The organism is Paenibacillus sp. FSL R7-0273 (genome assembly GCF_000758625.1).
Classification (GTDB): Bacteria; Bacillota; Bacilli; order Paenibacillales; family Paenibacillaceae; genus Paenibacillus_AQ.
The window spans coordinates 6884903-6910399 of record NZ_CP009283.1 but is presented as its reverse complement, the minus strand read 5'-3'; the positions used below and the strand labels follow the sequence as shown (position 1 = coordinate 6910399).

Annotated in this window: 22 protein-coding genes; 18 read left to right on the top strand and 4 right to left on the bottom strand. The window is 55.7% G+C overall.

The features are described from left to right. The first annotated feature begins 27 nt into the window (after window positions 1-27). From R70723_RS29735 to R70723_RS29660, 16 genes are all read left to right on the top strand, one after another. Window positions 28-840 (top strand): uroporphyrinogen-III synthase, encoded by an 813-nt coding sequence (locus R70723_RS29735; RefSeq protein WP_039877701.1) that lies wholly within the window; start codon window positions 28-30, stop codon window positions 838-840. Between the two features lie 178 nt (window positions 841-1018). Then, window positions 1019-1651 carry a ThuA domain-containing protein gene (locus R70723_RS29730; RefSeq protein ID WP_039877700.1) on the top strand — a complete coding sequence of 211 codons (633 nt, stop codon included), beginning with the start codon at window positions 1019-1021 and terminating at the stop codon, window positions 1649-1651. Window positions 1652-1757: 106 nt separating this feature from the next. Further along, window positions 1758-2144: a phasin family protein gene (locus tag R70723_RS29725; RefSeq protein ID WP_144027075.1), complete on the top strand. Its 387-nt coding sequence runs from the start codon at window positions 1758-1760 to the stop codon at window positions 2142-2144. Further along, window positions 2145-3821 carry an ABC1 kinase family protein gene (locus tag R70723_RS29720; protein ID WP_039877698.1) on the top strand — a complete coding sequence of 559 codons (1677 nt, stop codon included), beginning with the start codon at window positions 2145-2147 and terminating at the stop codon, window positions 3819-3821. A 467-nt stretch (window positions 3822-4288) separates the two neighbouring features. Further along, a complete protein-coding gene (locus tag R70723_RS31750) occupies window positions 4289-6220 on the top strand; it encodes a DEAD/DEAH box helicase (protein WP_052421515.1) in 1932 nt (643 codons plus the stop codon). Window positions 6221-6285: 65 nt separating this feature from the next. Next, on the top strand, window positions 6286-6534 hold the full coding sequence (locus R70723_RS33655) for a hypothetical protein (protein ID WP_156123857.1): 249 nt from the start codon (window positions 6286-6288) through the stop codon (window positions 6532-6534). A 370-nt stretch (window positions 6535-6904) separates the two neighbouring features. Further along, complete coding sequence (locus tag R70723_RS29705; RefSeq protein ID WP_039877694.1) at window positions 6905-7870, top strand: M15 family metallopeptidase; 966 nt, start codon at window positions 6905-6907, stop codon at window positions 7868-7870. Window positions 7871-7972: 102 nt separating this feature from the next. Next, window positions 7973-8311 carry a DUF3243 domain-containing protein gene (locus tag R70723_RS29700; RefSeq protein ID WP_039877691.1) on the top strand — a complete coding sequence of 113 codons (339 nt, stop codon included), beginning with the start codon at window positions 7973-7975 and terminating at the stop codon, window positions 8309-8311. 190 nt (window positions 8312-8501) lie between these two features. After that, a complete protein-coding gene (locus tag R70723_RS29695) occupies window positions 8502-8978 on the top strand; it encodes a glutathione peroxidase (RefSeq protein ID WP_039877688.1) in 477 nt (158 codons plus the stop codon). A gap of 248 nt (window positions 8979-9226) precedes the next feature. Next, the gene (locus tag R70723_RS29690) at window positions 9227-10861 is read left to right on the top strand and encodes a formate--tetrahydrofolate ligase (protein WP_039879448.1); all 1635 of its coding nucleotides are present in this window, start codon (window positions 9227-9229) and stop codon (window positions 10859-10861) included. A gap of 377 nt (window positions 10862-11238) precedes the next feature. After that, window positions 11239-12603, top strand: a complete 1365-nt coding sequence (locus R70723_RS29685) for an FAD-dependent oxidoreductase (protein ID WP_039877687.1) — start codon at window positions 11239-11241, stop codon at window positions 12601-12603. Between the two features lie 272 nt (window positions 12604-12875). After that, a complete protein-coding gene (locus R70723_RS29680) occupies window positions 12876-13706 on the top strand; it encodes a formate/nitrite transporter family protein (RefSeq protein WP_039877686.1) in 831 nt (276 codons plus the stop codon). 381 nt (window positions 13707-14087) lie between these two features. Further along, window positions 14088-16181 (top strand): molybdopterin-containing oxidoreductase family protein, encoded by a 2094-nt coding sequence (locus tag R70723_RS29675; protein WP_039877685.1) that lies wholly within the window; start codon window positions 14088-14090, stop codon window positions 16179-16181. Window positions 16182-16323: 142 nt separating this feature from the next. After that, the gene (locus R70723_RS29670) at window positions 16324-17538 is read left to right on the top strand and encodes an MFS transporter (RefSeq protein ID WP_039877684.1); all 1215 of its coding nucleotides are present in this window, start codon (window positions 16324-16326) and stop codon (window positions 17536-17538) included. Window positions 17539-17604: 66 nt separating this feature from the next. Then, window positions 17605-18135 carry a GNAT family N-acetyltransferase gene (locus R70723_RS29665; RefSeq protein ID WP_039877683.1) on the top strand — a complete coding sequence of 177 codons (531 nt, stop codon included), beginning with the start codon at window positions 17605-17607 and terminating at the stop codon, window positions 18133-18135. Next, window positions 18116-18754: an MOSC domain-containing protein gene (locus R70723_RS29660; RefSeq protein WP_081957524.1), complete on the top strand. Its 639-nt coding sequence runs from the start codon at window positions 18116-18118 to the stop codon at window positions 18752-18754. The genes R70723_RS29665 and R70723_RS29660 overlap by 20 nt, the downstream gene beginning before the upstream one ends. 263 nt (window positions 18755-19017) lie before the next feature. Here the strand turns inward: R70723_RS29660 and R70723_RS29655 are convergent, their stop codons facing one another. Further along, a complete protein-coding gene (locus tag R70723_RS29655) occupies window positions 19018-19566 on the bottom strand; it encodes a GNAT family N-acetyltransferase (RefSeq protein WP_039877682.1) in 549 nt (182 codons plus the stop codon). A 39-nt stretch (window positions 19567-19605) separates the two neighbouring features. Further along, entirely contained in the window at window positions 19606-19851 is a 246-nt protein-coding gene (locus R70723_RS29650; protein ID WP_039877681.1) for a DUF2164 domain-containing protein, read from the bottom strand. A gap of 197 nt (window positions 19852-20048) precedes the next feature. Here R70723_RS29650 and R70723_RS29645 point away from each other — a divergent pair, with 197 nt between their 5' ends. Beyond that, the gene (locus R70723_RS29645; RefSeq protein ID WP_076418395.1) at window positions 20049-21758 is read left to right on the top strand and encodes a glutamine--tRNA ligase/YqeY domain fusion protein; all 1710 of its coding nucleotides are present in this window, start codon (window positions 20049-20051) and stop codon (window positions 21756-21758) included. A 678-nt stretch (window positions 21759-22436) separates the two neighbouring features. On the opposite strand, the gene R70723_RS29640 is transcribed toward R70723_RS29645, so the two are convergent. Both R70723_RS29640 and R70723_RS29635 read right to left on the bottom strand, forming a co-directional pair. After that, entirely contained in the window at window positions 22437-23117 is a 681-nt protein-coding gene (locus R70723_RS29640) for a hypothetical protein (protein ID WP_039877679.1), read from the bottom strand. A gap of 141 nt (window positions 23118-23258) precedes the next feature. Continuing rightward, entirely contained in the window at window positions 23259-24494 is a 1236-nt protein-coding gene (locus tag R70723_RS29635; RefSeq protein WP_305954257.1) for an MFS transporter, read from the bottom strand. 282 nt (window positions 24495-24776) lie between these two features. Here R70723_RS29635 and mobA point away from each other — a divergent pair, with 282 nt between their 5' ends. Further along, window positions 24777-25418, top strand: coding sequence for a molybdenum cofactor guanylyltransferase (gene mobA, locus R70723_RS29630; protein ID WP_052421514.1), 642 nt, complete (start codon window positions 24777-24779; stop codon window positions 25416-25418). Window positions 25419-25497 lie beyond the last annotated feature (79 nt).

Below are 25497 nucleotides of genomic sequence, written 5' to 3'. Positions count from 1 at the left end.
GAGGGTTAACGAGGGGGAGTGATGTTTATGGCAGAGCAATTGAAAGGAATGACTGTTGCCCTTGCAGGGCCGCGTAAATCGGAGGAAATGGCCAAGCTGGTGACGAATATGGGCGGTATCCCGCTGCTCCGGCCGGCCCAGGGGACGGTGTTTCTGGATGATGAGGCACTGCGCCAGGGGCTGGATAGCTGGATCAAGCAGCCGCCCGGCTGGTCTGTTCTTACTACCGGCATGGGACTGGATGCCCTGTTTAACATGGCGGAGACCATGGGGAACGCCGGACGGTTTCTGGAAATTCTGGGCGCGGCGCCTATTGCGGCACGGGGCTATAAGACAGTCAATGCTCTCAAGAAGCGCGGGCTGGCTCCGGCAGTGCGTGATGATGATGGAAGCACCAGCGGCCTGATCCGCGGGCTGCAGGACCACGATCTGCAGGGAAAGGAAGTCGTACTGCAGCTGCACGGTGAATCTGCGCCCCGGCTGACCGCCTGGCTGGAAGGGGCAGGCGCGGCGGTCCGGGAGGTACAGCCCTACCGTCACACTCCCCCTGAGCCGGGCGCACTTGCGCTGCTGCTCGGTGAGATCCTTGAGGCAAAGGTGGATGCTGTAGCCTTCACCAGTGCACCGCAGTTCCGCTTCTTGTCAGAATACGCAAGGGAGAACGGGAAGCTTGAGCAGCTGCTGCTTGCGTTTGAGCAGGAGGTGCTGGCTGTTTCTGTAGGCAAGATTACCTCCCAGGCGCTGAAGGAGGAAGGCGTGGAGCGGATTGTAATGCCTGAGCATGAGCGGATGGGCAGTATGTTCGTTGAGCTGGGGCGTTATGCGGCTGCCCGCCGCTAGGGCAAGATGCTCCTGCCTGTTCCCGCTCCCGGTGAGCGGGAATTGTTTTTTGGCTGTTTAATCTGCGGTTTATATGAGATTTACGTTCCATGATCATGGACATCCCAGGCAGTTTTCCTTAGAATAGTAGCAACGTATATGACAAATTCTGCTGCAAGAATTATGAAGGAGGATCCCTATGGACAAGAGAAAATGCCTGCTCCTGGGCGACTACACCCATCCGCGTTTTCACCCTCTCCAGGGTGTGGACCAACAAATCGGCGAAATTCTGAACGATCTGCTGACCGTTCAGTGTTCAGAGAATAAAAAGCTGCTGCTCGGTGAGCATCTGGCCGGATATGATTTATGCATAGCTTATAACGAGCTGTGGAACGAGACGGTTTCCCCTCAGCAGACCGCAGGTCTGCTTAGTTACGTGAGCGGAGGGGGCGGACTGATCGTGCTGCATACCGGCATTTCACTGGCTAAGCGCTATGAGCTGGCAGGGCTGATCGGAGCCAGGTTCACAACCCATCCGCCGTATGCTCCGCTGAGCTTCAAAGTGCGGGAGCATGATATTACAGAGGGCATTGAGGATTTCCAGCTGGACGAGGAGCCTTACCGCTTTGAGTTCGATCCGTTTACGGAGAAGACAGTGCTGCTGGAATACGAGGCTGACGGAGAGACTTATCCGGCTGCCTGGTGCCACCGCTACGGGCAGGGACGGGTTGTCTTCCTGATGCCCGGCCATCATGAGCCGACGTTCCGCCATCCTGCCATCCGTGAGCTGATCCTGCAGTCAGCCACCTGGGCGGCGCGTATTCCAAGATAAACCTTACCGTGTGCTTCACATTTGCCCCTTGCCGCCTGGATTTTGTGAAATAGGCCGTCAAGGGGTATACTTTATCCATAACTGGAATCTTTGGGAGGAAAAAGCGATGAGTGATTTGTTCAAAAAAGCAATCTCATTAGGAGTAGGCCTCACCATTGTCAGCAAAGAAAAGGTCGAAAAGGCAGTAGATGAGCTGGTCAAACGCGGGGAGCTGGCTCCCTCGGAATCCAGAGCACTGGTGGACCGGCTTGTAGAGCGGGGAGAAGAAGAACGCAGCTCGTTCAAAACGGCCGTGCAGGAGCAGGTGCAGAAGGTGTTAAGGGACCTGAAGGTGCCTGTGAAGAGTGATATTGAAGAGCTTGAGGCGCGGATTGCTGTCCTGGAGCGGCGCGTAGCCGAGCTGGAAGGCGGTACCGCTGCAGCTCCCGCCTCAGATTCTGTCTCTGCCGCCGATGCCGGTGAAGACACTCTGACGGATACGCGTACGGATTAAATGGCAGTACGAATCAGACATGCCGGACGGTACCGGACCATTGCCATGGCGCTTATGCGTCATGGCTTCGGTTATATGGTGGAGGAGCTGGGCCTTTACCATCTGCTGTCCCTGCCGCGCCGGATGATGACGCATGAGACGCATGCCGCCCTTACGCTCGGGGAGCGTATCCGGCAGGTGCTTGAGGATCTGGGGCCGACCTTCGTGAAGCTGGGACAGCTTGCCAGCACCCGCTCGGACCTTCTGCCCGAGTCCATTATTGCCGAGCTGGTCAAGCTGCAGGACAGCGTGCCGCCGTTCCCGGCGGAGACTGCCCGCAGCATTGTGGAGCAGGAGCTGGACCAGCCGCTGCATGATATCTTCGAATCCTTTGAGAATACCCCTATCGCTGCGGCTTCGATCGGCCAGGTGCACCGCGCTGTGCTGCACGGCGGAGCGAGCGTGGCAGTTAAGATACAGCGTCCCGGTGTTACGCGCACGATGCACCGGGATCTTGAAATTCTGCAGGACCTGAGCATTCTGGCTGAGAAAAAGCTGGACTGGGCGAAGCAGTACGGCCTGGCCCGGATGACCGAGGAATTCTCGCGCTCTCTGCTGGCCGAGCTTGACTATGCCCAGGAGGGCCGAAATGCTGAGCGTATCGCTGCACAGCAGCCCGATCAGGCCAAAGCCAAGGTGGCCATTCCGGCTATATACTGGGACTTCAGCTCAGCCCGGGTCCTGACGATGGAATATGTCAGCGGCATTACGCTGAACCGCCGGGAGGAGCTGCTTGCGCGCGGGCTGAAGCTCAAGACTGTGGCGCAGCAGCTGGTCGAGATGATGCTGGACCAGATTTTTATCCACGGCTTCTTTCACGCCGACCCGCATCCCGGCAATGTGATGCTGCTGGAGAACGGCAAGCTCGCGCTGATCGATTTCGGGATGGTCGGGCGGCTCAGCGAAGAGATGAAGGACAGCCTGTCTGCGCTGGTTATCGCGCTGATGCGCAGAAATACCGACTCGATGGTACGGGCTATTCTGCGCCTGGGGGTTATTCCCGAGGATGCCGACCGTGCTGCCCTGCGCGATGACATGGACAGGCTGCGGGAGTCTTATTATGACATTCCGTTTAACCAGGTCAGCATCGGCAAGGCGCTGAATGATCTGTTCGGCATTGCGCGCAAGCACCGGCTGGTCATCCCGCCTGATCTGGCGATGCTCGGCAAGACAATGCTGACGCTGGAAGGCGTAGTGGCCAATATGGACCCGTCGTTCAGCATCGTGCAGATGGCAGAGCCCTTTGGCAGACAGTTGCTCAAGCAGCGGTTCAGCGGCAGCCGGGTGCAGCGCAAGCTGCTCGGCGGCATAGCCGACCTGGCCGAGAGCCTGGTCGAGCTGCCCTCGCAGGCCCGCCAGCTGTCGGCGCTGATCAGCAGCGGCAAGCTGAAGGTCGAGGTCGGCCTGCCGGAGCTGAAGAACCTGGAGCACAAATTCAGCCGGGTAGGCAACCGCCTGTCGTTCAGCATTGTGCTGCTGGCCTTCAGCATTATTATGGCCGGCCTGATCATCGGCACCTCCCTGCGCGGTGCCCCGTCGCTGCTGTGGGATTTTCCGACCGTTGAAATCGGCTCGGTCATCGCGCTGCTGATGGTGATCTGGCTGCTGCTGTCGATCTTTAAGTCGGGGCGGTTCTAGCCGGTACCATTATTATTTTCAAGCAATTTACACAAAGACGCCAAGATCAAGTACAATAAGAAGGATAACTTTCTAAAAATATAAGAATGATATGTTCTACGCTATTGATCATCCTTAAATTTAGCGCAGAAAAGGATACCGTCCTGTTCAGGACGGCCAAGCCGTTTCTACTTGGCTTACTGTTTCCGGAAGGCTGTAGCCGGACAGACTATTGTATAGAGTGTAATGGAACGCAAAAGGAGTGCCGTCATGAATGTCCGGTGGATCGCTGCTGCCCTAGAAACCGTACTTTGACCGCACTTTTGCAGGGCGAAAGGCGGCAAATGGGACGGAAGAACCCGGGTGGACGGGTTCTTCCGCTTTTGTATGCCTCCTTAATGAGGAAATTAAATCGTACATTACTCCGTAAATGGATGCCTATAAGTTATGTATATCTGTAAATCAAAGAATTTAGTGAGGTGGAGCCATTGTCAGGTTTCAAGGGTTTAGGTGTTTCTGAAGTATTAACCGATTTGTTAAAGGGACAAGGCATCGTCAAGCCGACGCCGGTCCAGGAAGAATCCATTCCGCCGCTGGTGCAGGGACTGGACGTTATTGCCAGAGCGAAGACGGGGACAGGGAAGACGCTGGCTTTTCTGCTGCCGATTATGGACAAGATCCGTGTGGAGGCACCGTATCCGCAGGCGCTGATCCTTGCTCCGACACGTGAGCTGGCGCTGCAGATTACCGAAGAGGCGCGCAAGCTGGCGCGTCATACCGGCGTGAAGATTCTGGCTGTCTACGGCGGGCAGGATGTTGAGAAGCAGCTGCGCAAGCTGGAGGGCGGACGGCACCTGATTATCGGTACTCCGGGCCGGCTGCTTGACCATCTGCGCCGCGAAACACTGGATCTGGGCGGCGTGAAAATGCTCGTGCTCGATGAGGCAGACCAGATGCTGCACATGGGCTTCCTGGAGGACGTGGAAACCATCATTACAGCGGTTCCTTACCGCCGCCAGACCATGCTGTTCTCGGCAACGATGCCGGACGCGATCAAGCGTCTGGCTGCGAATTACATGAAAGAGCCGCTGGATATCATTATCAAGAGCGGATCTTCCATTCCGCTGGAGAATATCCGCCAGCAGGTTGTAGAGGTCTCGGACCGCAATAAGGAAGAGGCGCTGCAGGCGCTGATTGAACGGGACCGTCCTTATCTGGCGATTATTTTCTGCCGGACCAAGCGCCGGGTGTCGAAGCTGAACGAAGCGCTGCAGGCTGCAGGCTATGACTGCGACGAGCTGCACGGCGACCTGTCCCAGGCCAAGCGTGAGGCGGTCATGAAGCGGTTCCGCGATGCGAAGCTGCAGCTGCTGGTTGCTACGGACGTTGCCGCCCGCGGACTCGACGTTGAAGGGGTTACCCATATCTTCAACTATGACCTGCCGTTGGATTCGGACAGCTATATCCACCGGATCGGCCGGACCGGCCGGGCCGGCGGCAAAGGCCTGGCGATCACCTTCGCCTCGCCGCGTGAATACAACCTGCTCGATCTGATCGAGCACGGCACCTCCCAGCGGCTGGACCGCCGCCGCTACGAGAAGGATGAATTCGGCGTCGGCGAATTCACCTCTGTGCAGGGCGGCTCCCCGCGGGGCGGCCGCCGCAGTGCGCCGGAGCCCGCCCGTGCCGGGCGCGGCGGGCGCAGCCAGGGACGCAGCGGCGGAGCGCCGCGTGCGGAAGCCGGTGCGCGCCAGGGCGGGCGCGCACGCGGTAAAGAGGCAGGCGGCTGGGACGCGCCTGCAGAGGGCCGCGGACGCAGCGAAGCGTCCGCGGGCAAGCGCAGCGCCTATGACGCAGCTGCGCGCAGAGGCGGGGACTCCGCCGGCCGCAGCGCGGCGAAGCCAAGACCGGGCGGCGGCTATGGCAGCTTCGACGCCCGCAGCAATGCGGCGGCTGCTGATTCTGCAGCCGGAGCGAACGCCGCCGGAAAGCGCGGCGGCAGAGGGGCCGCCGGTTCCAAGGGCGGCCCAAGCAGCGGCTACAGCACCAATGTATCCAGAGGTGCGGAAGCCGGGGGCTTCAGCTATGGCGCATCCAAGGGCGCCGGCTCCGGTGAGGGCTATAATCCGGGCGGGGCGAAAGCCAGCCCGAAACATAGAGCCAATGTGGCGCGCAGCAATGAAGCAGGCGCGTGGAGCGCATCGCCGCCGGCTAAGGGCGGCAGCTCACGCGGCGGAAGAAGCGCAGGCGGCGCATCCAAGGGCGGCGGCCAGGGCGGCAGCTACGGCAGCTACGGTACCGGCGGCGCCAAAGGCGGTAAGGGCGGCTCCGGCGCAGGCGGACGTAACAGCGGCGGCTCGCGCGGCGGACGCAACAGCGGCTCCGGCAGCTCACGCGGCGGCCGCGGCTCATCCAGATAAAGGTGCTTTAATGTATCGATGAATCCTGTTACCATAGGACGGCCTGCTTAACGGGGGCCGCTCCTGTGGTAACATTTTTTTTCGGCATTAAATCCGGCCAAACACACCCGGGCGCCGAATCAAAGGCAATTATGCCCTTGATTTCGCCCAAGCCCGGCCCAAGCGCCGAATCAAAGGCAATTATGCCCTTGATTTCGCCCAAAGCCGGCCAGTGCGCCGAATCAAAGGCCCTTCTGCCTTTGATTTCACCCAAAGCCGACCCGGGCACGGAATCAGAGGCACTTCTGCCTTTGATTCCGCCCAAATCCGGCTGACGAGCCTAATCAAAGGCACTTCTGCCCTTGATTTCGCCTAAAGCCGGCCGGAGCGCCGAATCAAGGGCCTTTCTGCCTTTGATTTCGCCCAAAGCCGGCCCGGGCGCGGAATCAGAGGCAATTATGCCCTTGATTCCGCCCTTAATTCCACCCCAAACCAGCCCAACCCCCGGCTCCCCCGAGGGGAGCCGTCACAATAGCTGCACTAAATTACTCCTATCCACTTCAGCCGGGGGGCATTCATTACATTAAATTTAACATTTTGAAACATTTTCGACGCAATGCTTGTCTATAATGAAAATTGTAAATAATGTTTCAACGTAAATCAGCAGGCTAAGTATCTAAAAAACAACTTGAGAGGAAGCAGCATATGTCCAGAACCGCCAAAGTCATTATTTTATTCGTAGCCGTTATCGCCATTGGCTGGGGAATCGGTAAATATACATCACCGTCGCCCTCGGCTTCGCAGGAAGAAGGGGCATCTGCCGGTACCGGCGACGGGGTCCTTGCTCCGCCGGTGGCTGACCCGGAGGCATCCGCTGGTCCGTCAGCCGTACCGGTTGCCACACCTGCAGCCACCGCAGCACCGCAGCAGACAGACTCCGGCACGGCGGATGAGCCGACCGCCGCACCAACAGACAAGCCGGAGCCGACTGCCCAGGCGACCGACAAGCCCGCAGCAACGGCTAAGCCGGCTGCAACGGCCAAGCCCTCCGGCGGGAGCGGTGCACCTGATGCCGAGTTTACCGCCGCCGAGCCGGACAGCGTAGCCGTGATGGTCAATAAGCAGTACAAGCTCCCTGACGGATACAAGCCGGCCGATCTGGTGTATCCGGAGGTGCCGTTTCTTTTCTCCGAGAAGATTGAGAAGCGGATGATGCGCAAGACGGCCGCCGCCGCGCTTGAGAAGATGTTTGCAGGCGCAAAGAGTGACGGTATCCATCTTGCCGGTGTGTCCGCCTACCGCTCTGAGAAGACGCAGACCACCCTGTTCAACAACTATGTAAAAAGAGACGGCATAGAAAAAGCCAACACCTACAGTGCGGTTCCCGGCCACAGCGAGCATCAGACAGGCCTTGCAATCGACATTTCCGGCAGCGACGGCAAATGTGCTGCAGAAAGCTGCTTTGGAGGGACGAAGGAAGCCGAGTGGCTGGCTGACCATGCTGCAGAATACGGCTTTATTATCCGCTATCCCGAAGGCAAGCAGGCGATAACCGGTTATAAATACGAGCCGTGGCATGTCCGTTATGTGGGTATTGAGCTGGCTGGAGAAATTGCAGAAAGAGACATTACCCTGGAGGAATATTACGACGCCATTCCGGTGTCGAACTAGCAGGCAGGCGGTCCCGGTAACGGGGCCGTTTTTTGGTTCACCCCTGAAACCGCTGGTTAAGTACTGGGAAACCATACTATATCAAGAGCGGAGGCGTTTAGAATGTCCGAGCATAATCATGTAGTCAGCAAGGACGGAAATGTGAGCTTGAACCGGGTAAGCGATGCCCTGGAACGGATTGAGCCGCAGCAGAAGGAGCAGATTCTGGAGGATTTCGGACATTTCCAGGATTATTTGAGTAAGCGTATTCAGCTGGCGCAGAAGATCGGGCTGGGTGAAGAGCAGCTGGCGGTGGCAGCGGAAAAAATAGCCGGTTATCTGGCCGACCACGAAGAGCCGCGCAACCGCGAGGAGAAGCTGCTGCAGGAGCTGTGGAAGGTAGGCAACAAGGAGGAGCGGCACCGGCTGGCGCATATGCTGGTCAAGCTTGCACGGCGGTAATACAATTGCCTGATCTATACCGCTGCTAGTGAATACAGCTGCTGATACTCCGGCCTTCAATCTGGCGATTTGCATATATAGCATTGTTTACAATCTCAAACAGCGGTAATGCACCTTTCATTTTTGTGTTTGCCCGGGTGAATAAGGTATGATGACATTGACCAATAGCAGCCGAAAGGATGATAAGCCAATGTCGATCTACAGTTTTGCCGCAGTTACACCTTCGGGTAAGGAAGTGCCGCTTAAGGATTATGAAGGCAAAGTGCTGCTGATAGCCAACACGGCCAGCAAGTGCGGGCTTACCCCGCAGTACGGGGACCTTCAGAGGCTGTATGAGCAATATGGGGACAAGGGGCTTGTGGTGCTTGGCTTTCCCTGCAACCAGTTTGCCGGCCAGGAGCCGGGAACGAGTGAAGAGGCTGAGGAATTCTGCCAGGTTAACTACGGCGTGACATTCCCCGTGTTCGCCAAAACCGATGTTAACGGGCCGGAGGCAAGCCCGCTGTTCCAGTACTTGAAGGAGCAGCAGCCGGGGACGGCCGACAGCAGCGATATCCAGTGGAATTTCACCAAGTTCCTGGTAGGCCGCGACGGCAGGGTAACAGCCCGGGTTGAGCCGAAGGAATCGCCGGAAACCATGAAGGAACTTATTGAGTCCCTGCTGTAACCCGAGCACAGCCGCATTTATAGAGCCATTTGAAAATTAGCCTTTCCGGATGCCGGCCGTTGCCGTTGACGGAAGGGCTTTTTGCTTTTGCAGCGGGCATGCTATGAAAATAATCCTTGACGCTTTTCACGGACAATGTATTCTTTGAAGAGGAAACATCATCGGCGTTAATACATATAGAGCAGCTTTCAGGATGGGATTACCGGCAAGCGGAGCAGGATAATACGGCAGGAGGGTTTTATACAGTTATGAGGTTAATTACAGAGGTAGCAGCGGCAGCAGGCATTGACGGGGAGCATCTGGAGTTGTACGGGAAATATAAAAGCAAGCTGGCTCCCTCCCTGTGGGAAGAGGTTAAGCATAAGCCGGACGGCAAGCTGGTGCTTGTTACCGCGGTCAATCCTACCCCCGCCGGAGAAGGCAAGACACTGACAACGATCGGGCTGTCACAGGCGCTGAATGCAGCGGGTATCAAGACGGTAGCAGCATTACGCGAGCCGTCGCTCGGGCCCTGCCTGGGCATGAAGGGCGGGGCAACAGGCGGCGGCAAGGCGCAGATTGTTCCGGCGGACGATATCAATCTGCATTTCACAGGTGATATTCATGCCGTAACCTCGGCACATAACCTGCTGTCCGCAATGATTGATAATCATATATTCCAGGGGAATGCCCTCGGGCTTGACCCCCAGCGCATTGTCTGGAAACGTGTTATGGATATGAATGACCGGAGCCTGCGGAATATTGTGACCGGACTCGGGGACGGCAACGGAACCGTGCGGGAGAGCGGCTTCCAGATCACGACCGCTTCCGAAATTATGGCGGTGCTATGCCTGTGCGAGGATCTTGCCGACTTGAAAAAACGGCTGAGCCGCATGCTGGTGGGCTACGATATGCTGGGCCAGCCGGTTACAGCCAAGGATATCGGGGCAGTCGAAGCAATGACCGCGCTGCTCAAGGAAGCGGTGAAGCCGAATCTTGTGCAGACGCTGGAGGGAACACCAGTTATTATCCACGGCGGACCCTTTGCTAATATTGCCCACGGCTGCAGCAGCGTAATCGGAACCCGCTATGCGCTTAAGCTGGGCGAGGTAGTAGTCACAGAGGCCGGCTTCGGGGCTGACCTCGGTGCAGAAAAGTTCATGGACATTAAATGCCGCCAGGCCGGACTGGCCCCTTCCGCAGCTGTACTCGTGGTAACCGTAAAATCGCTGAAGTACAATGGCGGCGTACGCAAGGAGGAGCTGTATGAAGGCAACCGTGCAGCACTGCTGTCAGGGCTGGCGAACATGGAGCGCCATATACAGAATCTCGGCAAATTCGGTGTTCCGGTACTGGTAGCGCTGAACCATTTTGAGGGCGATGCGCCGGATGAGGTGGATGCAGTGCTGGAGGCCTGCCGCCGTCTGGGTGTACCAGCTGCTGTTTCCAAGGTATGGGCTGAGGGCGGAGCGGGTGGGCTGGAGCTGGCCGGGGAGCTGAAAAAGCTGCTGGATCATACACCTGCGGGGACATTTGCTCCCCTCTATGAGGACCAGCTCGACATTCCGTCTAAAATCAATAAAATCGTTACCGAAATCTACCGGGGTACCGGAGTAGCCTTCTCACCGGCAGCCAAACGCAGCCTGGCGGTTATTGAGAAGCATGGTCTGCAGCACCTTCAGGTATGCATGGCCAAAACCCCGTATTCCTTCTCTGACCAGCCGAGGCTGCTGGGTGCGCCTGAAGGCTTTACGATGGGGGTGCGTGATATAACGCTGTCGCTTGGCGCCGGCTTTGCCGTAGTAATCACAGGCAATATAGTCACGATGCCGGGCCTTCCGGCCAGACCTGCTGCCGAAGGGCTGCTGGTCGATGAGGATGGCGTGCTGCACGGCCTGGAATAGCCCAGCCGGCTGTCCAAATGAAAAAAAATTAATGCGTTCCCTGTGCCCGGCGGCTTGCCGCTGTGGTATCAGGGATTTTTTTTGGGTAAAAATAAATAGGCGCCTATCGGATACAACCGGATTCCTTACACCGCTTCTTCCTGCTGCCAGGAGACATAAACTCCGCCTGCTTGGGCAAAATAACTTAACCGGAGCAGCGTACTGCTGCAGGTAACAAACCAGAAGGTAATCCAAATTGTGAACAATGTGAGAAAAATCACAATTATACTTGTAATGTGAGAAAAATCACAATATAATCAACGTATAAAGTGAAATTAATCACATACGCAAACAAAAAATAAATAAATATGCTTGCCAATTTGGAGGAGGAAGAAATCATGAAAGTAGCAGTCATTGGATGTACCCATGCCGGAACCGCCGCAATTGTTAATACCGCACAGCTTTACCCGGACGCCGAGATTACGGTGTACGAGCGCAATGATAATATCTCTTTCCTGTCGTGCGGCATTGCCCTATATGTAGGCGGAGTAGTTAAGGACCCGCAAGGCCTGTTCTATTCGTCACCGGAAAAGCTGGCAGAGCTCGGTGTTACCACCAAGATGCGCCATGAAGTTATTAATGTAAATACTGCCGCCAAAACACTGCGCGCCCGTAACCTGGCAACCGGTGAGGAATTTAATGATACGTATGACAAGCTGATTATGACTACCGGCTCCTGGCCGATTATACCTAAGCTTGAGGGAATGGAGCTGGACGGCATCCTGCTCTCCAAGAACTATAACCACTCGAACACCATTATTGAGCGTGCCGAGCAGGTAAAAAGAATTACTGTAGTCGGCGCAGGCTACATCGGGGTCGAGCTGGTTGAAGCCTTCCAGATGAACGGCAAGCAGGTAACCCTGATTGACGGAGAGGAGCGCATCCTCAGCAAATACCTGGACGAGGAATTCACAGCTCCGATTCAAAAATCGCTCGAGGACCACGGCATCAAGCTGGCTCTCGGTGAAAAGGTAAGCTCCTTTGCCGGTGAGAATGGTAAGGTAACCAAGGTTATTACCAGCAAAGGCGAGCATGAAACCGATCTGGTCATTCTCTGCATCGGCTTCCGTCCGAACACAGAGCTGCTTAAGGGCCAGGTGGATATGCTGCCGAATGGTGCGATTATGGTCAATGATTACATGCAGACCAGCCTGCCGGATGTATTCGCTGCCGGAGACAGCTGCTCGATCCATTACAATCCGACCGGACAGCATGCGTATATTCCTCTTGCGACCAATGCGGTCCGCATGGGTACTCTGGTTGCCCGCAATCTGGTGTCGAGCACCATTCCTTATATGGGCACACAGGGAACTTCAGGCATCAAAATTTACGAGGACAATATTGCCGGTACCGGCCTGACCGAAGAAGCAGCCAAGGCAGAAGGCATGGAGGTAGAGAGCGTAATGATTACCGACAACTACCGTCCGGAATTTATGCCGACTGTTGAGGAAGTGCAGCTGAAGGTAGTGTATGCCCGCGGCACACGCCGGATTCTCGGAGCGCAGATTATGTCCAAAATGGACCTGACCCAGTCGATCAATACGGTGTCGGTCTGCATCCAGAACCGGATGACGGTAGACCAGCTGGCCTTTATCGATTTCTTCTTCCAGCCGCATTATAATAAGCCGTGGAATTTCCTGAACACTGCCGGTCTGCAGGCCCTTCCCAAGACAGTAGAACGCAAAGAGACAGTGAACGTTTAACAATCATAGCGGAATCAGCACCGGAGCCGGAAGGGCTCCGGTTTTTTGCATTTCCGGCAATGTTTTTCGCGCTGTATACATAACTCTGGATGAACTGTTACTGTGTTTTTTTTAACATTCATCTCTTTTGTGCTGTGCTAAATTTGACATGTCAGTGAAAACTTTCACTAAGCGTTTCTTGTGGTGACATTTATCACGTAAATGTGATTGGGATCACGCTACAATGAGATAAAGGAACAAATTTTAAGTAATTTTCAAAGGGGATAGGAATCATGGCATACAACAAACCGCAACAGATTGCCGAGGTAACGGTGGAGAACGGAATCAAGAAGGTTCATAACCCGCTTGCAGCCGTACTTATTCTCGGTTTTCTGGGAGGGGCATTTATTTCACTCGGATTTTTACTTGATATTCGCGTTATCGCGAATGCTCCCGCAGAATGGGGCTCTATCGCGAACTTTATCGGGGCCGCTGTTTTCCCGGTCGGACTGATTATGGTGCTGCTGGCCGGCGGGGAGCTGCTGACCGGTAATATGATGGCTGTGCCGCTGGCTTTTATAGCGAAGAAGATTTCGTTCTGGGATGTCATTAAGAACCTGGTGCTGATTACGCTCAGCAACCTTGCAGGTGCCTTGTTTGTTGCTTATTTCTTCGGTCATGTGGTCGGTCTGACGGCTGAAGGAGTTTATCTGGAGAAGCTGATTGATATGGCGGAGCATAAGATCGACGTCACCTTCGTACAGGCTTTTGTTTCGGGGATCGGCTGTAACTGGCTGGTAGCCCTTGCGGTATGGCTCTCTTACGGAGCGGATAATTTCAGCGGCAAAATCCTCGGCATCTGGTTCCCGACTATGGCGTTTGTAGCCATCGGCTTCCAGCACGTTGTAGCTAACATGTTCCTGATCCCTGCTGCTATATTTGAAGGACACTTTACCTGGCTTGATTACTTCAACAACTTCGTTCCGGTCTGGCTGGGCAATCTTACCGGGGGCGCAGTCTTTGTAGCAGCGGCTTATTATATGACTTATCTGCGCAAAGCGCCGGCAGCCGTTCAGCCGGTAGAAGGTGTAGCGGCGGCTTCCAGCGTAAAGAAGCACGCCTAGAACCCGCACTAATATAACTGCTTCAACAGTAATGGTAAGAACCATAATAGACACTGCCAGAGTTACGCTCCTCCTGCTTATGCTGCAGACAGGGGGCGGAGCCTCCGGCAGTGTCTTTTTGTATCGGACGGTAATCTATCAATGGAAAATAACACAAAATTCGCCGTGCTGATCCGACTCGGGGGAACGAAATCGGATTATCACGGCGAATAAATAGGGAGTGTTTCATATGCTCTATTACCCGGACATACTATGATCGAATCAGCCTGAATCAAGTGATTTTCTTTACGCTGGGAAGCACCCGCTATACAATGGACAAATGAGCTTTCAGATTAAATAGAATGTCAGACCTCACTTGAATGAAAAAGGAGGGCATCAGCCTTGAAGCATAGCAAGGACGGTATTTTTCCGGCGGTTTGTCCGCTGGACTGCCCTGATACCTGCGGCCTGCTGCTCCATAAGCAGGACGGCCGGATTGTAAAGGTTGAGGGAAACCCTGCACATCCGGTAACCAAGGGAGCGATCTGCAACAAGGTGCGGAACATGGCCGGACGGGTGCACCATCCGGAGCGGCTGATGCACCCGCTGCGCCGCACCGGCCCGAAGGGCAGCGGGGCTTTTGAACAGATCAGCTGGGACGAGGCAATCGCCGAGATCGCCGGCCGTTATAAGCAGCTGTCTGCCGAACACGGGCCGGAGAGTATTCTGCCGTATTATTTCTATGGAAATATGGGCGTGCTTAGCGTAGGCGGGATGGACCGCCGCTTCTTTAACAGGCTTGGCGCAAGCCGCCTGGACGCCAAGATATGTAATGCAGCCGGAACAACCGGCTGGGCGTACACGATGGGCATGGACGGGGGAGCCAGTCCTGAGGATACGGTAAACGCTGATCTGATCATCGTCTGGGGCGGCAACATTGTCAGCACCAATATGCACCAGGTTGTTTTTGCGGAGCAGGCCCGCAAACGCGGCGCAAAGATTGTTGTCATTGATGTGCACCGCAACCGGACCGCCCAGTGGGGCGACTGGTTTCTGCCGCTGTATCCGGGCACGGATGCTGCACTGGCACTTGGCCTGATGCACATTCTGTTCCGCGACGGGCTGACGGATGAAGCTTTTCTGCAAAAGTATACTTTAGGACATGAAGAGCTGCGCCAGCAGGCGCTGGGCTATCCGCCGGAGCTGGTGTCAGAGATAACCGGTGTGCCTGCGGCGGACATCGAGCAGCTGGCGAAGCTGTACGGTGAAGCCAGAGTGCCGTATATCCACATCGGCAACGGGCTGCAGCATCATGACAACGGCGGGATGAACGTCCGCAGCATTGCCTGCCTGCCCGCGTTGGTCGGTGCCTGGCTGAAGCCGGGGGGCGGGGCAATCAGGTCCAACGGCGGCTATAGCTCTGTAAATTCGCAGGCGTTGGCCCGGCCCGGGCTGCGGAGCAATCCGGCGCGCAGCATTAATATGAACCGGATCGGAGAGGTGCTGGCTCAGCAGGAGCAGCCGGTTAAGAGCTTGTTCGTCTACGGCACGAATCCGCTGGTTGTGGCGCCGAGTGCCGATAAGGTAAAGGCGGGCTTTGCCCGGGAGGACCTGTTCACGGTCGTGCATGATCTGTTCATGACTGATACGGCGATGTATGCCGATATTGTGCTGCCGGCAGCCTCAACCTTTGAAAATACTGACCTGTACAGCTCGTATTGGCATCACTATATACAGCTGCAGGAGCCGGTGCTGGAGCGGCCGGGCGAGTGCAAGAGCAATGTGGAGCTTTTCTCGCTGCTGGGACAGGCTATGGGCTTTGAGCCTGAGATTTTCGGCCAGTCTGAAGAGGAAATGATTACTGAGGCGCTTAATTATCCGGACAACCCGTACTTGAACGGGGTAACACTGGAGCGGCTGAAGGCCGAGCGGTTCGTCAAGCTGGATATGACGCCGAAGGCGCATTTTCTGGAGACGCTGCCGACCCCTTCGGGCCGGATCGAGCTCTACTCCGCAGCCATGGAGGAAGCTGGCCTGCCGCCGCTGCCTGTCTATACGCCGCTTAAGGAGGGCTACGACGGAGTACGGCGTCCGGAGCAGGGGACAGCGTATCCGCTGATGTTCATCTCTCCGCCAAACCATAACTTCCTGAATTCCACCTTCGGCAATGTGGAGAAGCATCAGCGGATGGAAAAAGCACCGGTCCTGCAGATTCATCCTGTAGATGCAGCAGCCCGCGAAATTGCGGACGGTGATGAGATCACCGTGTACAACGGCAGAGGTGCAGTGGAAATCACAGCCATGGTGACGGATAAGATGCTGCCGGGCACCGTGATCAGCCAGGGGCTATGGTGGGGCAGCAAAGGAAAGCAGCAGCGGGTCAATGTACTTACGCCGGACCGGCTGAGTGATATGGACGGCGGGGCAACCTTTTTCTCCGCTACGGTAGAAGTGAAAAAGCGGGAAAAGGCACTAGCCGTGCCCGGATCTGTCTGATTATCAACGCAATACGGCACTGATAATTCTATACTGGAATAACGCGATAAAGCGGTAGTGTGAAAGCTTGCCCTTCACCCTGTTTTGGGATGATACTGGATGAATTGACGACATATAAGTAACAGGGGATGAAAGACAAGCTATGAAGTTTTTGCAGGACTATCCTAGGGAGATCAAAGTATTTCTGATTGCAAGCCTGGTTAATGCGACCGGCAGTGCACTCATGTGGCCACTGGTAACGATGTATGTATTTGAGGAGCTCGGACGCAGTATGCAGGATGCAGGGATCGTTATCGCGATCCAGTCCTTCGGAGGCATCGCCGGACAGCTGCTGGGCGGCTCGCTCTATCATAAGCTGGGGGTTAAACGCCTGATTGTCGGTGCGCTGGCTATGAATGCAATGGCCCTGTTCGCACTGCCTGTATCCAGCTCAAACTGGTATTTATTTATGGTCGTTATGGGACTTGTCGGCCTGTTTAATTCGATGGCCCAGCCTGCCATCCAGGCTTTTGTCGGCTTCCGTTTCGCTGAGCGGCGCGGTGAGCTGTTCAATATTATTTATGTAGCCAATAATATCGGAGTGGCGCTCGGCACGATACTCAGCGGATTTCTCGCGGATATCTCCTATATGCTGAGCTTTGTGATGAACGGGCTGACCTCAGCCATTTTTGCTGTGTTTTTCCTGGTGTATTTGCGTAAAATCACCAGCCATCCGGTGCAGGAGGTGCCGCACAAAGCCCGGACCCGGGAGCAGTCAGGCTGGAAGCTGGCGGGCAATACCCGGCTGTACCTCTATCTGTCGCTGGGAACCATGTTTCTGCTGGTCGGCAACTCTGTCTGGAATACGGGAGTTTCCCCGTTTATTATTTCGGAGGGCTGGTCCAAAAGCCTCTACAGCTTTCTCTGGACGCTTAACGGCATCCTGATCTTTGCCGCCCAGCCGGTGATAAGCCTGATTAAACGCTGGTTCGCCGGTACTTCCAATGCCCAGATGACGGCAAGCGCTGTATTTTACCTGAGCGGGTATGGGGTCATTCTGCTGATGCCGAGCTATCCGGGCCTTGTGCTGGCGATGGTTCTGGCGACGCTAGGTGAGATGCTGATCTCGCCGGCAACCCCGGCCTTTATTGCAGATACCGCCGGCCGTAACGCCCCGTTCTATATGGGACTCAGCGGCGGGATCGGGGCAGCCGGCAGAGTGATCGGCCCGGCCCTGATGGGCGGCCTGTTTGACCGGGGCGGGCTTGCGCCCACCGGATGGCTTGCCTGCGGCATGGCGGTGCTGGCAGTCGGATTTTTTGTGATCCATGCCTATGTTAACCGGCCAGCCCGTAATCTGGAGCAAAATGCGGTATAATGGATAAAGCTGGGCTCCGGCACAAGGAGCGGGAATTTAGAGCAAAAGGCAAGGGGTTGAGGAGCTATGCAGCAAATTAATGAAGGCTCGCTCACGATCCGGCCCTCGGAATTCAGGGATGTGCGTGAGCTGATCCTGCTTGATAATATGATCTGGACAGAAGATACAACACCGGGACCGTTAATGTGGCGTTCCCGTGAGGATTATCTGCTGCATGCACCGCCGGGCTCCCAGCTTGTGGCGCTGCAGAATGGTGAGCTGTGCGGCTATGTCGGCTTTGGCTGTCCCAGCGGCATGGAGAGCAACCGTCATGTCTGCGAGGTGAACATCGCGATCGATCCGCAGTTTCAGCGCCAGGGGATCGGCAGCAGGCTGATAGAAGCGATCAAACAGCATGCGGCAGCGCATGGCATCCGTAAGCTGCGGCTGCGTGTGCTGTCGAGCAATAAGCCGGCGCTTGCTTTTTACCGTAAATGCGGCTTTGAGGAAGAAGGCCGGCTGAAGGAAGAATTTTACCTGGGCGGGCAATATGTTGATGAGGTTTTTATGGGCTGTATGCTGAATGGAGGGAATCAGAATGGAAGTCATTTCGCTTAATGTAGGCAAGCCTGTAACGGTAGATTACCGCGGCAAGCCGCTGGAGACAGGGATTTACAAGCTGCCTGCGGAAGGGCCGGTACGGCTCCACGCTTTGGGCTTCGACGGTGACGGCCAGGCGGATCTCATCAATCACGGGGGTGTTAACCGGGCAGTCTGTGTCTACCCGATCGAGCATTATACGTTTTGGGAGGAGCACCTCGGCAAAAAGCTGGCGTATTCCGCCTTTGGTGAGAATATTACGGTAAGCGGGCTGCTGGAGACAGAGGTCTGTATCGGTGATGTGTACGAGATTGGTACAGCCCTGCTGCAGGTCAGCCAGCCGCGCTTCCCGTGCTTTAAGCTTTCGCAGAAGCACGGCGCAAATGACATGCCGGCCAAGGTGCTGTCCACCGGGTACAGCGGCTTTTATTTCCGCGTGCTGCGTGAAGGCGCGGTTGGTGCCGGCGACCCTGTTGTAAAGGTTGAGTCCGGTGAGGGAGATTATACAGTCCGGCGAGTGCTCAAGGCGATGGAGGTCGGACGGAAGGATAAGACAGATCTCAGGGAGCTGGCTGAGCTTGGCGCGCTGACCGATGAGATCCGCGATGACTTCAAGAAATGGCTGGAGCGGGCGTAGAGCCTGCGGGATTCCGTACATAGCCGGAATGCCGGCCAGCGCTAAGCCGCAGGAGGAAAGCAGAGCAGCTGCAGGCAGGTGAGGGAGAGGCAGCTTCCTGTGGAAGCTGCCGTGAAAGGCTGCAGCGCAGGCACTGTGCAGGAGAGACTGCGGCTTGCAGCGGCTGCTGCCTTGAAGCAGCAAAACAGCCTGGGTGGCTAAGCCCCCAGGCTGTTTCCTTGTGTATGCGGCGAAGTATGCTGTGCGCGGCATGCGCGCAAGCTTCAGCCGAGCAGCTTCCACTCACTGCGCAGCAGGCCGTAGACGGCATGGTTCACATAGCCGTGCGGCAGCTTCTCTGACTGGCGGAGCACACCCTCGAACACGAAGCCCAGCCGTTCGGGAATGGCCCGGCTTGGTTTGTTGCCGGTCGCACAGCGGATTTCGATCCGGTTCAGCTCCATTTCCAGCAGGGCATAATCGACAAACACCCTGCAGGCACTGGTCATATAGCCGTTGCCCTCGTAGCCTTCGCCCAGCCAGTAGCCGATGCCGGCTGAACGGCTCGGCCAGTCGATTTCGTGATACCCGATGATGCCGGCAAGCTCTCCGCGGACCCACAGTCCGGCGGTGAACCCGCCGTTTTCGCTGCCCTGCCTGACGGCATTTTTGATGAAGGCGGCAATATGCGCCTCTTCACTTACACCGTCTACCCAGGGCAGCCACTGCCGCAGCCGCAGCCGTGAGCGCTCGACCAGCGCGAACATCGGGCGTGCGTGCTCGGGCATCAGCAGCTTCAGCACAAGCTCATCATCAATGACATAGTTAAACATGCGGCTGCCTCCTCTTACGGCACGGGGCCGGTATGCTGCTTAACGCTTTTTCCATTCGAGGGCGTAAATATCCTCTTCCAGTGACTGCATGCGCTGTACAGCAAGGGTCCGGCAGTCGCTGAGCGCCCCGTTATAGATGGCCGGCCCGAGCTCCTTCAGGAAAAATTCCAGCAGATTGTCCGCTGCGAGATGGCCGATCGTTTCGCCGCGCTCCGCTTCAAAGTAGCTGCGGATGTTCTCGGTGATGAGATCGCGCTGCTCTTTGGGCAGCTTGATTGGCTTCATTGAAATGAGCCCCCTTTTTCAGCAAAATGATAATATAAAAGCGTTATGCTTCCCATGCTACTCTATCGCCCGGAGTGAAGTCAAAGTACCCCGGGAGAGCGCTCCGTTAGCCAATTCATTGATCATTCTCCGGTTAACGGGTATATTAATAGGAAACATGTTCATACAAGGACGCAGTAACATTACAGAACGAGAGGTTGATAGCTGTGGAGAACCGTGGAACCCCCTCCAATTTCATTAAGAATATTATTACCGAAGATTTGAGCTCAGGTAAAGTACAAGAAGTGGTCACCCGCTTTCCGCCGGAGCCGAACGGTTATTTACATATCGGACATGCCAAGGCGATCTGGATTAACTTTACACTGGCTGATGAATTCGGCGGCAAAACAAACCTGCGCTTCGACGACACCAATCCGCTAAAAGAGGATACGGAATATGTGAACTCCATCAAGGAGGATGTGAAGTGGCTCGGTTATGAGTGGGAGGAGCTGCGTTTTGCGTCCGACTATTTTAACGAGATGTATGAACGGGCCGAGCTGCTGATCCAAAAAGGCAAAGCCTATGTGGACGACCTGTCCGCCGATCAGATCCGTGAGCTGCGCGGCACACTGACTGAGCCCGGCAAAAACAGCCCGTACCGCGAGCGCAGCAGCGAAGAGAGTCTTGACCTGTTCCGGCGTATGCGTGCAGGTGAATTCAAGGACGGGGAAAAGGTGCTGCGTGCCAAGATTGACATGGCTTCGCCGAATATTAACCTGCGCGACCCGGTTATCTACCGGATTTCGCATACCCATCACCATAATACAGGCGATGCCTGGTGTATCTACCCGATGTATACCTTTGCCCATCCGCTGGAGGATGCTATTGAAGCCGTGACCCACTCCCTGTGCTCCCTGGAGTTCGAGGACCAGCGCCCGTTCTACGACTGGGTTATCGCTGAATGCGAGATGCCGGCTGCGCCGCATCAGTATGAGTTCGGCCGTCTTAATCTGGCCCAGACGGTGACCAGCAAGCGCAAGCTGAAGCTGCTGGTGGATGAAGGCCATGTCGACGGCTGGGATGATCCGCGTATGCCGACCATCTCCGGACTGCGCCGCCGCGGCTATACGCCGGAAGCGATCCGCAACTTTGTACATGAGACGGGGATCTCCAAAAGCCAGGGCCTCGTGGACCTGCAGATGCTGGAGCATTTTATCCGTGAGGATCTGAAGCTGACCGTGCCGCGGACCATGTCGGTGCTGCGGCCGCTGAAGGTCGTGATTACGAATTATCCGGAAGGCCAGACGGAGTATTTTGAGATTGAGAACAATGTGGAGAATCCGGAAATGGGCAACCGCCAGATTCCGTTCTCCCGTGAAATCTACATTGAACGCGATGACTTCATGGAAGTGCCGCCGAACAAATACTTCCGCCTCTTCCCTGGCAATGAGGTGCGCCTGAAGAACGCCTACTTCATCAAATGTAACGACTTCATTAAGGATGAGAACGGCGAAGTGGTGGAGCTGCATTGCACCTATGATCCGGAGACAAGAAGCGGCAGCGGCTTTACCGGCCGTAAAGTCAAAGGCACCCTGCACTGGGTCGATGCCAGTCAGGCTGTTCCGGCGGAGTTCCGCCTGTATGAGCCGCTGATCTCGGCTGAAGAGGCTGATGCCGAGGCTGAGGTTGAAGGCCTTGAGGTGTCTGCCGGCAAGCCGGAGCCAACCTTCCTTGATCAGCTCAACCCGAACTCACTGCAGATCCTGCAGGGCTTCGTCGAGCCGGGTCTGAAGGACAGCGTGCCGCAGGACAAGTTCCAGTTCTTCCGCCACGGCTACTTTAACGTGGACAGCAAATATTCGACCCCTGAACACCTCGTGTTCAACCTGGTCGTATCGCTGAAAAGCTCATTCCAGCCTGGCAAATAAGGCTGCATAATAATAGGCTGTCCCTGTTGTCTTGCGATGACGGGGACAGCCTTTTTGCGGCCTGTTTGTTTCCTGCTTCCGCATGGTGACAGCAGCCTTGCGGGCCGGCGGCCTGCTGCTGGTATGAATGAAAGGGAAAAATTCCACTAACGAGCTCGCTTTGCCATGCTGAGCGTAGGAATAGAGGGAAAACTCCCACTAACGAGCTCGCTTTGCCCTGCTGAGCACAGGGATAGAGGGAAAAATTCCACTAACGAGCTCGCTTTGCCATGCTGAGCGTAGGAATAGAGGGGAAAATCCCACTAACGAGCTCGCTTTGCCATGCTGAGCACAGGGATAGAGGGAAAAATCCCACTAATGAGCCCGCGTTGCCCTGCTGAGCGTAGGAATAGAGGGGAAAATCCCACTAACGAGCCTGCTTTGCCCTGCTGATCGCAGGAATAGAGGGAAAACTCCCACTAACGAGCCCGCTTTGCCATGCTGAAAGCAGGAATGAGCCCGCGTTGCCCTGCTGAGCGTAGGAATAGAGGGAAAAATCCCACTAACGAGCCTGCTTTGCCATGCTGAAAGCAGGAATAGAGGGGAAAAATCCCACTAACGAGCTCGCTTTGCCATGCTAAGCGTAGGAATAGAGGGAAAACTCCCACTAATGAGCCCATCTACCTAACCCGCTAACTACTACCATAAATCATTATCCAACATATTATGAATATACTCATATTTACGAATTCGGCTGCCACTTGAGCTCAGGACGGGCTTCAGCCTGCCTTTTTCGCACAATTGAGTAATATGCCTTTTGATCGTTTTTGGATCAGCCGCGAGACCATGTACTAAGTCAACAGGCCGGATGATTCCGTCCGAGCATGCTGCGAGCCGCAGGATTTCCCGCTCCAGTTTTGTATATTTGCTGAGCCCGTCTCCGGATTTTTGCAGCAGACACGGAAAAAATAAAGTTTTACATAACGATATAGTCAGCTCCGGTGAAGACTCCAGATCATCATACGGCACCGCGAGCACACGATACCCTGCAATCTGCAGATAAGTTTCCCTGTTCAGCTCCTGCCGGTATCTGGTCCGGTCGGTGTTCTGTACATGGGGGCCATAGCCCTTGATTTCGATCGCAAACTTAACCTGCCCCGGCTTCCAGACATAGTCAACAAAGTAAGGACGGCCGCGCCAATCGGAAACCTCATACTCTGGATGAAGATGTTTGAAATCCCCGAATAACGGCCACCACACCCGCTCTGCAAATAACTTCTCCCCATGCCCGTGCCCCCGCTCCAGACGATCCAGACGTTCGCCGGTTCTCCTCCGCTTATGGCGGTTCAGCCACTTCTCGTGCTCTTCAGCAAATCCCATTTATAAATCTCCCCCTGCATACAAAAATATAAAAAAAGTCCCGCACCCCAATAAGCTTGGAGTACGGGACGTTCTTCGTCCGTTTTATTCTGATTATAAAATCCGCTGGTTAACGGCGTCAATGACCGGGTGTGGCCAGCTTCAATTCTCCAGCTCCTCCAGCTCCTCCAGCTCCTCCTGGGCATTCGGACGGTAGCCGCCGCGGATGACGAACAGCGCCATCAGGCCGAAGCCGCACGTTCCAATAAAGGCGAGGAAGGCACCGGACTGGTACATGCTCTGCGCGCCCAGGTTCTGGTACAGCCAGCCTCCGAGCACGCCGCCCAGAATGCCGGCGATGCCGCTCCAGGTCAGCGTATACAGTGCCTGTCCCGAGGAACGGTATGCGGGGGGAACCAGCAGCATTGTCAGCTGGGTGCCGACATAGAAGAAGCCGCCGAAGGTGATGCAGTGCAGAATCTGGATCAGTGCCACCTGAACGGGGGCGGTTGCCTCGGCCATCAGTCCCCAGCGGAGCAGGAACAGCGCGCTTACCGCGGCCAGCAGGGCCAGAAGCACGGATATTTTGCGCTTCAGGAAGCGGTCGCACAGCACCAGCACGCCCATCTCCAGGATGGAGGAGAGGAAGACGGCGAGTCCGATCATGGTTTTGCTGCCGCCAAGCTCCGTTATATACAGCGATACAAAGGTGTTGTTCATCGTATTGGGGATGGACACCAGGATACCGAAGAAGATAAAGCACAGAAAGAACGGGTTATAAAAAATATGCCGGAAGCCCTTGAACGGCAGCGGCGCAATCCCGATGGAGTGACTCAGCCGCGGGAGCGCAACCAGGGCGAGCATCGCCATACCGAGCAGTACCGCAAACAAATAAGACAACACGGATACCCCAGCCCATTCAATAACCGGACCGGCCAAAATAGCCGTAAATGCCCAGCCCAGCGACCCCCACAGCCGGAAGGAGCTGAAGCGGTGTCCGGTATCCTCAATATAGCTGAGAATCATGGTGTTGCTCTGGGCGAACAGCGGGCCCTGAAAAAAGTAGAAAAAAAGGATGGAGATATAGATCGTTTCATATGTATAGGCCTGAAAAACAAGCTGCGACAGCACCAGTGTCCCGGTAAGCATTACAAGGACGATCCTGCGGATATTCTGATACTTGTCGGTCCAGATTCCCCAGAACGGATTGGCTACGATGGAGACCAGCGCGCCCACCGACATCAGGCTGCCGATTTCAAGCTTGTTCATGCCGACATCCTGCAGATAAAGCGGAAAAAAGCTGGTGAACAAAACGACTGTTCCGTATACAAAAAAGTTAAACCATTTTAGAGAGGCAAAAGTTGGCTGCTTATTGTTATTGTCCCGCAAATTGGGCACTCCTTTCCCGCCAGATGCCATGCCTTCCATGGAGGCACTGTGAAAATAGGCCCCGTATATCACTGTAACATTAGTTGAAAAGGGATACAAACCATGTTTTACAAAACGCAGCCTTAAAAAGAGTCTAGGCCGGCTTTTATAGCGACGCATGCACAGCAGGCTGTACTTGGGCTGATCGTTATGAAGCTTATGTACAGGCGTTTATTGTCCCGCGGCTCCGCTGTTTTCACATAGTAAAGTCTGATACGATGATCATATTATATCCCGCAACAGGAGGACATCATGACGCACTACTCAGGAATTATACTTACGGGCGGGGCTTCGCGCCGGATGGGCACGGATAAAGCGCTGCTGGAGCTTGGCGGCAGGCCGGTCATCGCCAGGCTGGCGGGCGAGCTGTCGCAGCTTGCAGAGTGCACAGTCATTGCCAGCGGTCCCCGGCAGCGCCGGGAGTACAGCAGCCTCGGGCTGCTGCAGGTGACGGATGTCTACCCGGGCTGCGGGCCGCTGGCCGGACTTCATGCGGCGCTCAGCCATACGCAGCACGATTGGAATCTGGTGGCAGCCTGTGATCTGCCGTTTGCTTCGGCGGAGTTTTTGCGTTATATGCTCACCGCCCATGCGGAGGCTCACATGGGTAGCGGCAACCCCGGACAGCCCGGCGGTGCGGATGTCGCAGTAGCAGTGTCCCGCGAAGGCCGGGTACAGCCGCTGCTCGGTCTGTATCACAAGCGGGTGCTTCCGGTGCTGGAAGCAGCGCTGGATGCCGGGAATTACAGGTTCATGGACTGTCTTAATAAGCTGGACGACGTGCTATATGTGCAGGAGTCAGGCTTTACACCGGCTGTACCCGCTGCGCCCTCCCCTGTGTTTAACATGAACACACCGGAGGATTACGCCGCAGCAACAGCAATGGTGCTGTAAACTGCTGCCGGACAGCTTTCCCGGAGCCTGTTTAAGTTCAGTTTAAATATCCGCTTTAAACTACAGAAGAATATTCCGC